The organism is Ruegeria sp. CDSA236, from assembly GCF_059611285.1.
Genome location: NZ_JBXWPG010000016.1, coordinates 1 through 13,617, shown reverse-complemented (window position 1 = coordinate 13,617; position 13,617 = coordinate 1). Strand labels below are relative to the sequence as shown.

Here is a 13,617-nt window from a genome sequence, read left to right as displayed (position 1 = left end):
CCATGGTCCATATCTCCTGTGTTGGAGACATCTTTTCCGTTTAAGTGCAGCGGAGGCGCAGCGGACACAGTTTCATGCGCAGCACGGCAAAAGGTGCTAGTCGCGTAAGACCTTGATACATTGTGGGGAAAGAATGGTGGGTGATGAGAGACTCGAACTCCCGACATCTTCGGTGTAAACGAAGCGCTCTACCAACTGAGCTAATCACCCGTGAGGCTGCATTTAGCCAAGCCGGCGCGCGGGCGCAAGAGGGTCCGGCACAATTTCTTTCACTGAATTTAGACAAGGCGGGAATCTGGGGTGATATCACAGCCAACCGGGCTCCGATTTATCAGACTTTCTGAGGGATCACGAAATCTGAACCGGTCGTTTCGGACCAGGCACCTTCAAAATATCTTGGGTGTTGTAGCGGCTATGGATTGCCCGTTTCAAAGGTTCTTATTCACGATGCGTCCTATCGATGCTTGCGCGCCCCCCGCCGCCTCAGATATCCCCTGATGGAACCTTAACCTACGAGACGGGAACAATATGACCCTGTCATCCGCAAGCCGTTTTCTGGCTGCTGCTATTGTTTTGGGTAGTTTGATATCGACTCCGCAGCGTGCAGAGGCCGACGATGTTTTGGTTTTTGCTGCTGCCAGTCTGAAAAATGCTCTGGATTCACTTGTACCGAGTTTTGAACGGCAAAGCGGTCAGGAGGTTGTCATATCGTATGCGGCGTCTTCTATACTGGCACGTCAAATTCAACAGGGCGCCCCGGCGGATGTGTATATTTCAGCCAACAGTGACTGGATGGATGTCCTTCAGGAGAATGGGCTGATTGATGCTGGATCGCGGGTTAACCTTTTGGGAAATGGGCTTGTCCTGATCGGTGGGCCGACGGCCGTTGAAATTGAGGGGCTTTCCCCGCAGACGGATATCTCAGCGGCTTTGTCAGGTGGGCATCTTGCGATGGCCCTGGTCGATGCCGTGCCTGCGGGAATTTACGGCAAAGCGGCGCTGCAAAACCTAGGTCTTTGGGATAGTGTTCAGCAGCAGGTGGCGCAGACCGACAATGTACGCGCGGCTCTGGCATTGGTTGCCGCGGGGGCTGCCCCCTTGGGTGTTGTCTACCGATCGGATGCCCAGGCCGAGGATCGGGTGCGGGTTGTGGCCTCTTTCCCTGCAAATCTTCACCCGGAAATTGTCTACCCGGCCGCTGTAACAACGCAAGCCTCAGCCGAGGCATATGCATTCCTAAGCTACCTACAGACGGACGCAGCGATGGCGGTCTTTGCAGAGCAGGGATTTGCCCTGCCGGGCGACTAGCCGATGGGTTGGCTGGGACCGGAAGAACTTGAGGCGCTGAAATTGTCGCTGCGTGTCTCTTTCTGGGCAACGCTGGTTACTTTGCCCTTTGGTGTATTCGTTGCCTATGCACTGGCACGCTGGCGCTTTCCCGGGCGACAAGTGTTGAATGGGTTGGTGCATTTGCCATTGATCCTGCCGCCCGTTGTTACGGGATATCTGCTGCTATTGATCTTTGGTATTCAGGGCCCGATTGGTGGACCTCTGGCGGGGCTTGGAATTGTCTTTGCGTTTCGCTGGACCGGCGCGGCGCTGGCCGCTGGGATCATGGCGTTTCCGCTGATGGTCCGTGCTATTCGCCTTTCGATCGAAGCCGTCGACCCTAAGCTCGAACAGGCCGGAGCCACGCTGGGTGCCTCGCGTCTTTGGGTTTTTGTCACCGTAACCTTGCCAATGATTCTGCCCGGGGTGATCGCCGGAACCATCCTTGCTTTTGCAAAAGCCATGGGTGAGTTTGGCGCGACGATCACCTTTGTTTCGAACATACCTGGACAGACACAGACGTTGCCATCGGCCGTTTATGCGTTTCTGCAGGTTCCGGGTGGTGAGGCGGCGGCGATGCGGCTAGTGGTGATATCGGTCATCATCGCGATGGGGGCGCTGCTTTTGTCAGAGTTTGTCGGTCGTCGCGCCGCGGCAAGGGTGTCGGGGACATGAGCCTTTCCGTCAATCTGCAACATGATCTGCCAGGTATTCAGTTGGATGCCAAATTTGATGCGCCTGCCGGGGTGACGGTTCTGTATGGAAGGTCCGGCGCCGGTAAGACGACAATCGTTAACGCTGTTGCGGGATTGCTGGAGCCCAAAGCTGGTCGCGTATCCGTGGACGGATGGACGTTGTTCGATACTCAAAAGCGCCTTTGGCTGCCTCCGCATAAACGCCGCTTGGGGTATATTTTTCAGGAAGGACGGCTGTTCCCGCATCTGACAGTGCGCCAGAACCTGTCCTATGGGCGCTGGTTTGCGCCCAAAAGCGTGCCGCGCGAAGACCCCGATAAGGTAATTGAGATGTTGGGGATCGGGCATCTTCTGGACCGTCGTCCACTGAGCTTGTCAGGTGGCGAGAAGCAGCGTGTCGCCATAGGCCGCGCCTTATTGGCCAGCCCGCGTCTGATCCTCGCGGATGAGCCTCTGGCCGCATTGGATGATGCACGGAAGGCCGAGATACTGCCCTATTTCGAACGGCTTCGGGATGAGATTTCGGTGCCGATCCTTTATGTGACCCACTCGGCAGCCGAAGTTGCGCGGCTGGCAACTTCTGTCGTTGCCCTGCAGGACGGCAAGGTGGTTCGGCAAGGCCCGGCTTCCGAAGTGATGGCTGATCCTTCTGTGGCCCCGCTCGGTGTCAGAGCCGTTGGTGCGGTGCTTCAGGTGCAGGTATCAGCTCACCATGCAGACGGGTTGACCGAGTTGGCAGCCGAAGAGGCGCGCCTATTTCTGCCGCGTATTCCCCATAAGGTCGGCGAAAGCCTGCGTATTCGCATCCCCGCACAAGAGGTGATCCTTGCCAGTAAGCGGCCCGAGGGCCTGTCAGCGCTGAATGTACTGGAGGGCAGGGTTGATACGATCCGAGCCGGGGAAGGCCCCGGTGCGATCGTCTCTGTCATTACACCTGCAGGGACTATTCTGGCTCGGATCACCCGACGTTCGGTAGAAGCCCTTGGGCTTGCTGCGGGCAAACCTTGCTTTGCGGTGATAAAAACCGTGGCGCTTGCGCCGCAGGATGTCGGTGGGCGGCTGCACTTTGAGAATTGAAACGGCGCTTTACGGAAAGCGCATCTGTTCTATGATTTCCCAAGGAAACCATTTTGTCCGGGGTCGAGCACCATGAAATACTTTGTATCAACATGTATTCTAACGCTGATGATGGTGCCTGCCATGGCCCAGGCTGTTGGGTTCGGGGTCGGTATAAACCCCGCATTCCAAACGACAGTGACACCACGTGACAATGGCGTTTACGAGGTCTCAACCAGCGGCAGTTCTGCGCCAGTGGCCTATTGGTGCGGGATCGGGGATTTTGCGATACGCACGCTTAGAACCAAATCGAACCAGCGTATTTACATAACCCGGGCCTATGACAAACAGACACGGACGGTGCAATTCTCGCTGACTGCGCCCGAAGGGGTTGATACGACGCCGGGCTATTCGGTTACTGTCAAACGCGTTGGCGAGAACATGTCAGCGGCATCGGCGCAGCGCTATTGCTCTGACAATTTCATGGATTTCGGGTTCTGAAACCTCGGAAGTAAAAAGCACCGCAGAGGCAGGTCAGGCGTTAGACCCATTTGGCCAAGGGCGGCAGGCTCATAAGCACTGCGTCCGGGTCGTGCCCGGTCTCTAGCCCGAATTTGGTTCCGCGGTCATAGACAAGGTTGTATTCGGCATAGAGCCCGCGATGAATCAGTTGGGTATCCTTATCGGCGGCGTCAAAGCTCTGTTGCCTGCGCTTTTCAACCAAAGGCAGAAAGGCTGGCAAGAAGGCCCGCCCGATATCCTGTGTCAGGGCAAAGTCCGATGACCAGTCCCCGGTGCAATAGTCATCCAGAAAGATACCGCCGACACCGCGGGCGCGCTTGCGGTGCGGGATAAAGAAATACTCGTCGGCCCACTCTTTCAAACGCGGATAATGGCCCGGTCCGTGGGGATCCAGATGGGCCTTCTGGGTTGCGTGGAAATGGGCAGTGTCTTCGTCATATTCGATACAGGGATTCAGGTCTGATCCGCCGCCGAACCACCAGGCGTGAGGTGTCCAGAACATGCGCGTATTCATGTGAACAGCAGGAGCGTGCGGGTTCTGCATATGGGCAACCAAGCTGATACCCGAGGCCCAGAACCGCGGGTCCTCGGTCATTCCGGGAATGCCTTTTCGGGCAGCCATTGCCTGTTGCGCCCGTTCCCCGAGCTGGCCGAATACTGTCGAGACATTGACGCCGACTTTCTCGAACACGCGGCCGCCGCGCATCACGGACATCAAACCGCCACCGGCGTCCGCCCCGTCATCGGAATGCCGTTTGGTCTCTTTGACTTCGAAACGACCGGGTTGAGCATCGGAAAAAGGTCCGGTGTCGTGGGAATCCTCAAGCTGCTCAAAAGCGTTTACGATTTCATTGCGCAAGTCACGAAACCAGGCTGCGGCGGTGGCTTTTTCAGTATCGAACATCTGTTTAATGGGCCGGGGCTGCGACGGGGTCCAGCAAAGTGCGTCCACCGTCAATGGTTAGGATTTGTCCAGTGATGAAACCTGCGGCGTCCGAGGCAAGGTACTGTGCGGTTTCGGCCAGTTCGTTTGGCGCGGCAATCCGGGAAAGGGGTGTGTGCTTTTCGATATCATCCCGAAATGTGCGATTTTCCTTGAGCGTGGATTGCAGCGAAGCGCTCATCACCGATCCCAGCGCGATCGAGTTCACGCGGATGCGGTTTGGGGCAAGGGCAACGGCCAAGGATCGGGTCAACTGATCAAGCGCTGCTGTAGACACCGAATAGGCCATCAGATCGGGATGGGTGCGACGGGCAGCAATCGAGGATAAATTGATGATGGATCCCGCAGGGTTTTCGTTTTCATCATCACCGGATTGCTTGATCATCCGTTTGGCAACAAGTTGGCTCAGTCGCAAGGCCGGCATCAGGTTCTGGTTCAATAAGGTGCGGACCGAGTCGTCTTCCATGTCCAATGGATCAGACGGGATAACCTGGCGCGAGCCATTTATCAGGATGTCGACCTGTTCGAAAGCGTCAATCGTGGCCGAAAGCAGGTTCGCAATCGTCAGCTTTTCACGCAGATCCCCGGCGAAGAAACGGATGTTGCTGTCATCTGCCTGCTCGCCCAGTTCATTGGCCAGTCGTTTTTCATCCATGTCGGCGAACATGACATTGGCCCCGGCATCCGCGAAGTGACGTCCGATGGCCAATCCGACACCATTTGCACCACCTGTGACGATCGCGGTCTTGCCGGCTATGGAAAAGGACATGCGTGTTCTCCTGATGTGCGGTGCAGGTTAGCGGGTATCACCGCCGAGGGCGAGAGACGTGGAAGACCTTGAAACGATTGTCCCCGGTCACTTCCTTCACCTGCGCGAAGGCCTCGTTCAGCGTAATTTCATAGGGTAGGTGTCGATTGGCGACCATCCAAAGGGAACCGCCCCGTGTCAGACTGCGCGCAGCAGATTTGATGAATCCCTGACCCAACGTGGGATCAGCACTGCGCGATGTGTGAAACGGCGGGTTCATAATGACCGTATCCAGCGGCTCAGGCGCGCGCCAGGTGACCGCGTCGGCCCAGTGGAACTGTGCACGGTCGTCTTTTACATTTGCACGAGCACATTGCAGGGCGATGTGATCGGCCTCGACCAGATGCAATTCCTGCAGCCCCCTTGCACCCATTAGCCCTGCGGACAGGTATCCCCAGCCAGCCCCCAGATCGGCGACCCGACCGCCCAGTTTTTCAGGCAGGGCAGCAAGCAGCATTACTGAAGCCGGGTCGACCCCGTCTGCAGAAAATACTCCGGGCGCTGTCTGAAATCCGTCGGCGGATTGGGTGGCGGGTGCGGCCCAGTCCTCGAACGCGTTTACGTCGGACTGGAACCAAAAGATCTTGCCATGTGCTTTTGCGATGGGCCCCTGCACGGTTACGCGTTTGCGAATATCCTTCAACAGGCTGTCGACGCCATTTGTCTTAGCGCCGTCGACCACAACCAATCCGGCCGAACGCTTGCAAGCCTGATACACGAGGCTGCGGGCCAAAGCCTTGGCACGCGGCAGGAAAACGATGGCGTCCTGGCACAGGTCATCGGCCTCGGGCGTGGCCCTGAATCCGTGATCCGCAAAATGGTCGTGAAACGGCTTGAATGGCTGGACTACCTGCGTATCTGAAGCCAGCCCAGCGAGGTCTTCCTCGGGCGTTGGCCCAATCACGGACAGGGGTTGCGCGATTTCAAGGCCGCTTTGCAAGGCAAGATCTAGGCGAGGGGACATTGGCAATTCCGAAAAGAGGTCAGGCGTCGCCTTACTCTTCGCGTTCCATAGTGCACTGCAGGGGGTGCTGATGGCGGCGAGCAAAATCCATGACTTGCCCGACCTTGGTTTCGGCAATCTCATGACTGAAGACACCAACAACGGCGACGCCCTTCTTATGGACGGTGAGCATGATCTCGAACGCCTCTGCGTGGGTCATGCCGAAAAAGCGTTCCAATACGTGAACGACAAACTCCATCGGGGTGTAGTCATCGTTCAAAAGCAGCACTTTATACAGTGGCGGGCGTTTGGTCTTGGGGCGTGTCTGTACCAGGATCGACGCATCTTCATCGTCGTCCGGTTTGTCAGACATCATCCATTGGTTCTCAAACATTAGGCGCAAACGTCCGATTCAGGCTTCGGTTTATCTGTGCGCTTATATAACGTCCAATGCGTCAGATAAAAGAGCCAGCAGGACGTTATCCAAATGGGTGAAAAACTAACCACAATCGGGTTCGATGCCGATGACACGCTGTGGCACAACGAACGGTTCTTTCAGCTGACGCAGGCACATTTTGTCGACCTGCTATCAGATCATGCCGAATCGGATCACCTGATGGACCGATTGCTGGCTGCCGAAAAACGCAATATCCGGCATTATGGGTATGGAATCAAAGGCTTCACCCTCTCCATGATCGAAACGGCGATCGAAGTGACCGAAGACCGTGTTCCTGCAGGGGTCATTCGCCAACTGATCGAAGCGGGGCAAGAGATGTTGGCCCATCCGATCGAGCTGTTGCCCTATGCCCGGCAGGCCATCGAAAGCGCTGCCGACACCCACCGCGTAATCCTTATCACCAAGGGCGATCTGATAGACCAGGAACGCAAACTTGCGCAGTCCGGTTTGGGCGATCTGTTCGACGGGGTCGAGATCGTGTCTGAAAAGACCCCGGAAATCTATCGCCAGATCTTCGCGCAGCATGGCGAGGGGCCCGCTGCGGCTATGATGATCGGAAATTCGATGCGGTCCGATGTGGTTGCTCCGATTCAGGCCGGATGCTGGGGTGTATACGTGCCGCATGGGCTGGTCTGGGAGATCGAGCAGGCCGACGTGCCGGCCGACAGTTCCAGATACCACGAATTGCCCGATCTTGGTGGATTGACGGCGCTTGTTCGCTCTTTGAGTTGATGTTGCCATTTGGTCGCAGTTTCCGAAAATAGGGGCCGGTCGACGACACAGTCTTGACGAAATGGCAGGTTTAGCGGTGCACCGCCGTTTGCACCGCCACATCTAGTGGGTCTTTGACATACGCTGAAAGCGTTAAAGATATGAGCTTTCGGTTTCTTTCGCGGGGGTGCTGTGCTACGCTGATGGGTAATAAAATAAATAGTAGCTGACCGGGAAAACCCGGCGGCCTGAGGTAGACAGAGGCAAAAATCGTGCAGGTACGGCGGACAGTTCCGGCCCCTATGGGCGTATTCCTTGCAGCATTCCTGTTGTTGTTTTCCTTCGCTCCGGCGCAGGGCATTGCTGCACCATATGCGGCGATGGTGATCGACGCGCGAACGGGCGAAGTGCTGCATTCCCGAAACGCCGATACACGCCTCCATCCTGCCTCGTTAACCAAAATGATGACGCTGTATATCGCATTCGAAGCGGTTCGGAACGGTGAGATCACTCTCGATACGCAGGTGACCATCACCAAAAAGGCTTCCTCTGAACCGCCTTCAAAGCTGGGTTTGCGTTCGGGGCAGAAGATTGCTTTCCGCTATTTGATCCGTGCGGCCGCGGTGAAGTCGGCCAATGACGCTGCCACTGCCATTGGTGTCGCCCTCAGCGGGTCCGAGGCTGCCTTTGCGCGCCGCATGACACGTACCGCCAAGGCGATGGGAATGAGCCGTACAACCTTTAAGAACGCACATGGTCTGACCGAGGCCGGACATCTGTCGACCGCACGGGACATGACTACGCTGGGACGGCATTTGCTGTATGATTACCCGCAATATTACAACCTGTTTTCGCGCCAATCCACGAATGCGGGGATCAAAACCGTTCCCAATACGAACCGTCGCCTGCTAGCGGCCTATCGCGGTGCGGATGGGATCAAGACGGGCTATACCCGTGCAGCTGGGTTCAATCTGGTTGCCTCAGCCAAGCGCAAGGACGAACGGATCATCGCGACTGTCTTTGGTGGCAAATCCGGCGCATCGCGCAATGCCAAAGTAGCCGAGCTGTTGGACATGGGTTTCCGCCGCGCCCCGTCGCGCGCGCCGATCCGCAAACCAGCCCGGCCGGCCTATGCCGGTAATGCAGGTTTGAATGCGAAAGTCGCCAGCGTAAGCGGCGCGCCCACCAGAAGCCTGCGACCGGTTCTTCGACCCCAGCGGGGGAGTACCGTTCTAGTGGCGAACAACGTCGCCGCAACCGCAGCCAAGAACGACGCGCGGATTCAGGACGGTATCGCCGCAGCCATCGCCTCGGCAGGTGTAGAGACGCCGACCGAAGGAACGACGCGCCCGACGGTACGCACGGATGATCTGGTGCTGGCCTCGGCAGAACAGCCCGAGCCAGAGCAGGAAATCGTCACACGCTTGTCGACCTCTGGCGGTCATTTGTGGGGCGTGAATGTGGGGCGCTATACGACCCGGTACGAGGCTGAAAAGGTTCTACTGAAAACGGCCCTGTCGGAAATGACCACATTGGAAGGCACGCTGCGCAAGGTCAATCAAAACTCACGCGGGTTCGATGCGACGTTCCAGGGCATGACCCGAGAGCAAGCCGATCTGGCCTGCCGCAGACTTCAGGCCCGCAATGTCACCTGTTTCATGATCGGGCCGTCATAAGACCCGACATATACTCTCCTGGATGGGTCTGGCCACGGAATTCCGTGGCCTTTTTTTGCTGAGCGAGCGTGCCGTAGTAGGCGGCAGGGATCAGGTCAGTCGAATACGTGGCCGTGCTGATATTGCTCATCCTGACCGGCGGCCGCAGTCAGGGCCGCGACGTTATCTTTGGTAAAGAACCCATCATACTTATGACAGCGCTCGATATACTCGGTGATCAGCAGAGTGTTCTTCGAGTGTTTTGAGAAGATCTGCTTGAGGTTCGGATCGTCTTTGCACTCTCCAACCACATGGGCCAGGAATGGCACCCCTTGGTCTTTCAGAGTGTTTACAACGAAATCCACATTCTTTTCGCCCGCACCGTGATCGCCGTCCAGAATCTCGATCGCCATATGATGCAGCCGACGTCCGAAATTGCGGACGAAATCCTCGGTTGGCATGGGCCGTTTGGCAAAAGAGTTTACAAACGAAGGCGTATTATTGGCTGTAAATACCTTGGCCGGGGATTTCTTGTCATCATCCACACCGGCATTGCGGTTCACATTGGTCGACGAATTCATGTCGAAAATGTTGTACGCCCCCCAGAAATAGTAGGGCACCATCGTTAGAAATTCGAGGATCGCGTCCTCTCGCTCACCAGCCAGAACGCGTGTCGCCAGATGGTCGATGCCCAACATCAGTGAAGAGATATTGCTATCGGCACCAAAGGCAGCAGCCTCATCCAGTCGCGCTTGTTCTGCGCTGCTGAGCAATACCCTGTCGCCCAGACCCAAACTGTCGGTATCGTTGAAATCCAGCGTTGAATAACCGACCCGGTTGCAGGTGAAATCAGAAGGGGTGGTGAACCGAAGGCCCTTTAGCGTGTAAAACGGGTTCTCGGTGTCGCCGGAATATTCGAACCGGATATTCTGATCCTCCAGCGTTTTGGTCAGCGTGTTCAGGTCAGTGGCGCCAAACACTTCGCCAACATAGCGCGTTTGCGGCGTGTTTCGTGCCAACGGGTACATGCGGTTGATGCGCGGGATGAAGTCTTCGAATGTCGGGCTAAGCGGAGCCATCACGATGAGCGCCGGGTAGTCCAGGTGTGAATGCAGGACCGAGTATTTATGCGTCCGTCCAAGATAGCTGGCCGTGTGGCGGTATGGCGACATCACATATAGCTCGACCAGAGTGTCGAAAAGAACGTCAGTTTCGACCTGAAGCACGACAGCGCGCATGGACCCAACCTGCTGGGCGACACCAGAGCTGGCACGGCGTTCGTAAATTTTTGGCAAATACTCGTTGAAGAAGTCCGAATTCTTCTTGTCGCCGCGTGGTTCGTAAGACGCTAAATCAAAAGACATAAAGTTACTCCTTGCCCAGACTAGGCAAACCAGGTGCGGTTCGTTGCCGGGATTGTGGTATTCAGAACATATGCTTGCTGACATGCTAGGGAGGGAATTCAACCTCGGCAACAGTCTGAGTACGGGCGGACGCATTGCACCCGCGGGATTACCGCAGGAACTTTGTCACCTCGACCCCGCCCGCGATCAGGTTTTCGCGGACCGAATGCGCAATCTGAACGGCGGTTGGTCCATCCCCATGCAGACAGATCGTGTCGATCGCCGTTTCAAGCCTTTTGCCGGTTTCGGTAATGATGGCCCCCTCGCGGACCATTTCCAGCATCCGAGGCCCGGCGATTTCGGGGTCGTGGATGACGGCGCCGGGCAGGCTCCGGTCGACCAGAGTGCCATCGTCGTTATAGGCGCGGTCGGCAAAGATCTCACCGACCCACTTGCAGCCCAGATCCCGCACGGCCTCTTCCTGTTTGGTGACGGCCAGCACCATTATGATGATGTCCGGGTTCACGTCCAGCGCGCCCTGATAACAGGCCCGCGCCATATCGATATCGACCGAGCACATGTTGGCCAGCGCTCCGTGCAGTTTCAGGTGCCGGACTTGCGTTCCAACAGCGGTTGCCATGCCGATCGCTGATCCCAACTGATACCGAACAAGGTTGCGCAGGCTGTCATGGGGTATTTTCATATTGCGACGGCCAAAGCCCTGCAGGTCAGGAAAGCCCGGATGCGCGCCAATGCCGACCCCGTTTTCCGCCGCCAGACTCATCGTATGCGCCATGACGTCCGGATCGCCAGCGTGAAAGCCGCAGGCTATGTTGGCCGAGGTGATAATCCGCAGCAGGCTTTCGTCATCGCCCATGCTCCAAGGCCCAAAGCTTTCCCCCATATCGGCATTAAGATCGACGCTGGGCATCGGCATTCTCCTTAGTCTTTGGCATAGATCATTCCGCTGATCAGTTGATAAGATAGCAGGTCCGCAATGTCATGAGGATCACGGATCAGGGGCTCGACCTTGGATGGCAGGTTGGCGAGTTCCTTTTCAAAGGCCGCCTGCAGGGTAATGGCCTCGTCCGATTCGACCAGCCTGAACTGAAGCTGCGCGCCTGCCGGGGTCTGCGCTGCCTGTGGCATGTCACAGGGAAGGACGGTTGCAATCCTGGGGTATCCGCCGGTTGTCTGACACTCGGGCAGCAGAATGAAGGGATTTCCAGTGCCGGTCATCTGAATGTCGCCGGGGGTGATGACCTCGGACAATATGTTCAGCTGGCCCTTCGCGGCGAAACCCTCTCCGTCGCTTTCCAGCTGCATTCCCATGCGATTTGCGCGGGCCCCGCGTGTGAACGTGGTGCGCAAAAAGCGGTCCAGCGTTTGCCGGTCGAACAGCTCGGTCTGAAAGCTGGCCACAACCCGCAGCGAACCGCCCGAGAACCGATCTTCAGCCCGCAACTTCTGTCCTGCCAGCTGTGACGCTGCCCCGGCGGATAAGCTGTCTCCGGCCTGTAGGGCGCGCCCGATTTTGGCAGTAAGGTGAGTTGAGCGGGATCCCAGAAACTCCTGCATCTCAATACCGCCGCCCAGGTGCAAATATCCATAGGTTCCCCGTGTGGCGGCCCCGATCATCACCCGCTGTCCGGTTTCAAGGCGGTAAGAGGCATTCCACGAAATGGCAGTGCCATCAATACTGGCCCGCATCGGCGCGCCCGTCAGTGCAATCTGTATGGGATGAGTGGCCTCAAATTCACCGCCCATTCCGGCCATTTCAAGCGCGGCAAGTTTTGGGCTTTGTCCCAGCAATGCGGCGCCTTCGTGCAGGGCCAGTAAATCTGCTGCGCCAGATCGGGAAAGCCCTTGATCCAGATACCCGTGGCGGCCTTGATCCTGTATTGTACAAGCAGGCCCTATGCGCAGGACAGACAGGCTCAAACCGCGATCTCCTGACAGGTTGCGCCGCCTGATCCATCAACGTCATTGGCGCGAATCGCCTCTAGTTCCTCACGCGTGACTGACATGAACTGCATTTCGTCGCCGGGTTTCAGGGCAAAGCTGTTATGTGCTTCAGGACGAAAACAGCGAAAAGCGGTTTGGCCGATATGTCGCCACCCGGTTGGTGAGGGCCCCGAGAAAAGGACAAATTGCGAAATCGCCAATACCAAAGCGCCCTCGGGCACCATCGGGGTCAACTTATTGAGGCGCGGTATGTTGAACTCGGGGCCGAGCGGGCCAAGATATGGCTGACCGGGAGCAAATCCGATCGTCAGGACGCGGACGGTTGTGGCGCTCAATCGATGAACGGCTTCATCGGGGGACAGCCTGGCCGCAGCCGCTGCCTCATCTAATTGAGGGGCAAGCGCGCCGCCATAAACCGTGGGGACACTCCATAACCTGCGCCCCTGGGGGAGGGGCGCTTTGTACCAATCCTGCCGCCGCAGCAGCTGCTCGACCCGGTCGCGAAGGTTTGCGTGGGCAAACTGGGATGGTTCAAATCGGATATAAGTCGACGCCAGCGTCGCTGAGGTTTCAATGACACCTTCCCACCGTTCAGAATCCACCGCAGCTCGAAACGCCAATGCTGCCCTGTTCGATGGCTCGGCCATGGTTTCGGCGAAAGAGACCAGCAGGCCGTCAAAGCCGACGGTGCATATGCGTGGGAAGATGGCGGCGTGTGTTCGTGTCATCTCGCTGCGTGCCAGTATGTAACTAGTCAGGTGACCTGAACGCAATCCAGAGCGTTTCGCAAGAGAGGGTGCAAAGTATTTGCCGGTGCATCCCTGTTTCAGACCGCGTGCAGGCAAATTCCGACTCGGTGCGGGTGTGTTTCATACCCGGCGACTCACACGAGTCTTGTAGTAGACGTGGGGAGCTCAACAATATGTTGATATCGGGCATAGCTCGTACGGAAAGCAGTGTGGATACCTTAGCCGTGATAATGGGCTTTCCTGGGTGCATCGGTCGAATTTATCACCTTAATTATCAGAATTTATTGAGTAAAATAAGAAAGTGCAAAAAAGTTTCTCAGGGCGTGATTTTCTGCTTGCGGTGTATGTTTGTAATGCTTAGAACCCCCTTCACCGGCGCTGCTGAGGCGCTTGTGACACACTGGAGAGACGGTGGGACGGGTTGGAGAGACGGCCGGACGC

Annotated in this window: 14 protein-coding genes and 1 tRNA gene; 6 read left to right on the top strand and 9 right to left on the bottom strand. The window is 56.9% G+C overall.

All coding sequences use genetic code 11. From position 1 onward, the window contains the following. Window positions 1–134: 134 nt before the first annotated feature. Window positions 135–210: transfer RNA gene (locus tag AC2FLB_RS19230), tRNA-Val, on the bottom strand. Between the two features lie 318 nt (window positions 211–528). Between AC2FLB_RS19230 and modA the strand changes: the two genes are divergently transcribed. From modA to AC2FLB_RS19210, 4 genes are all read left to right on the top strand, one after another. Continuing rightward, complete coding sequence (modA, locus tag AC2FLB_RS19225; RefSeq protein ID WP_496709866.1) at window positions 529–1,308, top strand: molybdate ABC transporter substrate-binding protein; 780 nt, start codon at window positions 529–531, stop codon at window positions 1,306–1,308. A 3-nt stretch (window positions 1,309–1,311) separates the two neighbouring features. Continuing rightward, on the top strand, window positions 1,312–2,004 hold the full coding sequence (gene modB, locus AC2FLB_RS19220) for a molybdate ABC transporter permease subunit (RefSeq protein WP_496691652.1): 693 nt from the start codon (window positions 1,312–1,314) through the stop codon (window positions 2,002–2,004). Continuing rightward, the gene (gene modC, locus AC2FLB_RS19215) at window positions 2,001–3,101 is read left to right on the top strand and encodes a molybdenum ABC transporter ATP-binding protein (protein WP_496709865.1); all 1,101 of its coding nucleotides are present in this window, start codon (window positions 2,001–2,003) and stop codon (window positions 3,099–3,101) included. The genes modB and modC overlap by 4 nt, the downstream gene beginning before the upstream one ends. Window positions 3,102–3,173: 72 nt before the next feature. Then, window positions 3,174–3,581, top strand: coding sequence for a hypothetical protein (locus tag AC2FLB_RS19210; protein WP_496701542.1), 408 nt, complete (start codon window positions 3,174–3,176; stop codon window positions 3,579–3,581). Between the two features lie 40 nt (window positions 3,582–3,621). Here AC2FLB_RS19210 and hemF read toward each other — a convergent pair whose 3' ends face one another. From hemF to clpS, 4 genes are read right to left on the bottom strand one after another with little or no spacing between them, the layout of a single operon-like run. Beyond that, a complete protein-coding gene (gene hemF / locus AC2FLB_RS19205) occupies window positions 3,622–4,506 on the bottom strand; it encodes an oxygen-dependent coproporphyrinogen oxidase (protein WP_281995301.1) in 885 nt (294 codons plus the stop codon). A 4-nt stretch (window positions 4,507–4,510) separates the two neighbouring features. Beyond that, window positions 4,511–5,314 (bottom strand): SDR family NAD(P)-dependent oxidoreductase, encoded by an 804-nt coding sequence (locus AC2FLB_RS19200; RefSeq protein ID WP_142635913.1) that lies wholly within the window; start codon window positions 5,312–5,314, stop codon window positions 4,511–4,513. Between the two features lie 37 nt (window positions 5,315–5,351). Continuing rightward, the gene (locus tag AC2FLB_RS19195) at window positions 5,352–6,317 is read right to left on the bottom strand and encodes a class I SAM-dependent methyltransferase (RefSeq protein WP_496709864.1); all 966 of its coding nucleotides are present in this window, start codon (window positions 6,315–6,317) and stop codon (window positions 5,352–5,354) included. 31 nt (window positions 6,318–6,348) lie between these two features. Continuing rightward, window positions 6,349–6,690, bottom strand: coding sequence for an ATP-dependent Clp protease adapter ClpS (gene clpS / locus AC2FLB_RS19190; RefSeq protein WP_496709863.1), 342 nt, complete (start codon window positions 6,688–6,690; stop codon window positions 6,349–6,351). Window positions 6,691–6,783: 93 nt separating this feature from the next. Here clpS and AC2FLB_RS19185 point away from each other — a divergent pair, with 93 nt between their 5' ends. Both AC2FLB_RS19185 and AC2FLB_RS19180 read left to right on the top strand, forming a co-directional pair. Continuing rightward, window positions 6,784–7,485: an HAD family hydrolase gene (locus AC2FLB_RS19185; RefSeq protein ID WP_496709862.1), complete on the top strand. Its 702-nt coding sequence runs from the start codon at window positions 6,784–6,786 to the stop codon at window positions 7,483–7,485. A gap of 281 nt (window positions 7,486–7,766) precedes the next feature. Then, complete coding sequence (locus tag AC2FLB_RS19180; RefSeq protein ID WP_142635921.1) at window positions 7,767–9,140, top strand: D-alanyl-D-alanine carboxypeptidase family protein; 1,374 nt, start codon at window positions 7,767–7,769, stop codon at window positions 9,138–9,140. Window positions 9,141–9,235: 95 nt separating this feature from the next. On the opposite strand, the gene AC2FLB_RS19175 is transcribed toward AC2FLB_RS19180, so the two are convergent. The 4 genes from AC2FLB_RS19175 to AC2FLB_RS19160 all read right to left on the bottom strand — a co-directional run bounded on the left by AC2FLB_RS19175 (window position 9,236) and on the right by AC2FLB_RS19160 (window position 13,155). After that, on the bottom strand, window positions 9,236–10,483 hold the full coding sequence (locus AC2FLB_RS19175) for a hypothetical protein (RefSeq protein ID WP_142635923.1): 1,248 nt from the start codon (window positions 10,481–10,483) through the stop codon (window positions 9,236–9,238). A gap of 148 nt (window positions 10,484–10,631) precedes the next feature. Then, complete coding sequence (locus tag AC2FLB_RS19170; RefSeq protein ID WP_496706401.1) at window positions 10,632–11,393, bottom strand: LamB/YcsF family protein; 762 nt, start codon at window positions 11,391–11,393, stop codon at window positions 10,632–10,634. Window positions 11,394–11,404: 11 nt separating this feature from the next. After that, window positions 11,405–12,403 carry a 5-oxoprolinase subunit C family protein gene (locus AC2FLB_RS19165; RefSeq protein WP_496706402.1) on the bottom strand — a complete coding sequence of 333 codons (999 nt, stop codon included), beginning with the start codon at window positions 12,401–12,403 and terminating at the stop codon, window positions 11,405–11,407. Then, the gene (locus AC2FLB_RS19160) at window positions 12,400–13,155 is read right to left on the bottom strand and encodes a 5-oxoprolinase subunit B family protein (RefSeq protein ID WP_496691645.1); all 756 of its coding nucleotides are present in this window, start codon (window positions 13,153–13,155) and stop codon (window positions 12,400–12,402) included. The genes AC2FLB_RS19165 and AC2FLB_RS19160 overlap by 4 nt, the downstream gene beginning before the upstream one ends. Between the last annotated feature and the right edge of the window lie 462 nt (window positions 13,156–13,617).

Excerpts from the sequence above, each read along its gene's own strand:
- modA (WP_496709866.1), top strand. The coding sequence starts at position 529 with ATGACCCTGTCATCCGCAAGCCGTTTTCTGGCTGCTGCTATTGTTTTG.
- modB (WP_496691652.1), top strand. The coding sequence starts at position 1,312 with ATGGGTTGGCTGGGACCGGAAGAACTTGAGGCGCTGAAATTGTCGCTG.
- modC (WP_496709865.1), top strand. The coding sequence starts at position 2,001 with ATGAGCCTTTCCGTCAATCTGCAACATGATCTGCCAGGTATTCAGTTG.
- AC2FLB_RS19210 (WP_496701542.1), top strand. The coding sequence starts at position 3,174 with ATGAAATACTTTGTATCAACATGTATTCTAACGCTGATGATGGTGCCT.
- hemF (WP_281995301.1), bottom strand. The coding sequence starts at position 4,506 with ATGTTCGATACTGAAAAAGCCACCGCCGCAGCCTGGTTTCGTGACTTG.
- AC2FLB_RS19200 (WP_142635913.1), bottom strand. The coding sequence starts at position 5,314 with ATGTCCTTTTCCATAGCCGGCAAGACCGCGATCGTCACAGGTGGTGCA.
- AC2FLB_RS19195 (WP_496709864.1), bottom strand. The coding sequence starts at position 6,317 with ATGTCCCCTCGCCTAGATCTTGCCTTGCAAAGCGGCCTTGAAATCGCG.
- clpS (WP_496709863.1), bottom strand. The coding sequence starts at position 6,690 with ATGTTTGAGAACCAATGGATGATGTCTGACAAACCGGACGACGATGAA.
- AC2FLB_RS19185 (WP_496709862.1), top strand. The coding sequence starts at position 6,784 with ATGGGTGAAAAACTAACCACAATCGGGTTCGATGCCGATGACACGCTG.
- AC2FLB_RS19180 (WP_142635921.1), top strand. The coding sequence starts at position 7,767 with ATGGGCGTATTCCTTGCAGCATTCCTGTTGTTGTTTTCCTTCGCTCCG.
- AC2FLB_RS19175 (WP_142635923.1), bottom strand. The coding sequence starts at position 10,483 with ATGTCTTTTGATTTAGCGTCTTACGAACCACGCGGCGACAAGAAGAAT.
- AC2FLB_RS19170 (WP_496706401.1), bottom strand. The coding sequence starts at position 11,393 with ATGCCCAGCGTCGATCTTAATGCCGATATGGGGGAAAGCTTTGGGCCT.
- AC2FLB_RS19160 (WP_496691645.1), bottom strand. The coding sequence starts at position 13,155 with ATGACACGAACACACGCCGCCATCTTCCCACGCATATGCACCGTCGGC.